General features: G+C 59.8%; 1 pseudogene. It reads left to right on the forward strand.

The window, feature by feature from the left end:
* Positions 1–284: 284 nt before the first annotated feature.
* Positions 285–522, forward strand: a pseudogene (locus ACMUOY_RS20960) (transposase zinc-binding domain-containing protein); the annotation flags it as partial.

Consider the following 522-nt stretch of genomic DNA (forward strand, 5'->3'; position numbering starts at 1 on the left):
TGGCGGCGGAAGTGGCGCATGGCAGCTGCACGGATGTGCCGCCAGCGCGGAAGTAAACCGACCTGACGCGTCAAACCTTCAAGCCCGAACTGGCAACAGTTCGGGCTTTTTGCTGTCTGGCGGCTCGGCAATATTTGTTGTGGAGGTAATAACTGTATAAATGTACAGTTATGTGCCCTATGCCACGCCCATCAAGGCGTTGCACCATGCACACGTCTACAGCTCAGTCGCACGCAAGGCCACAATCGCACCACCATGCGGGCCGCAGCGCGGCTGCCGCCGCCCCAGCAGAACACTTCGAGACTTGGCATGAGCTGGCCAGTGCAGGCCAGTTCGACGGCCAGGGCGACCATCACACCCCTAAGTCTTATGTTCGCCAAGCCTTTCGTAAGTATCTGGAGTGCGGCATCTTCGCCCACGGCTTTGCCCGGGCGTGGTGTGACGATTGTGGTCACGACTATTTTGTCGCCTTCTCCTGCAAAGGCCGGGGTGTCTGCCCCTCGTGCAACACCCGGCGCATGG

The sequence above is a fragment of the Candidatus Skiveiella danica genome, assembly GCF_022705245.1.
Taxonomy (GTDB): domain Bacteria; phylum Pseudomonadota; class Gammaproteobacteria; order Burkholderiales; family Burkholderiaceae_C; genus Skiveiella; species Skiveiella danica.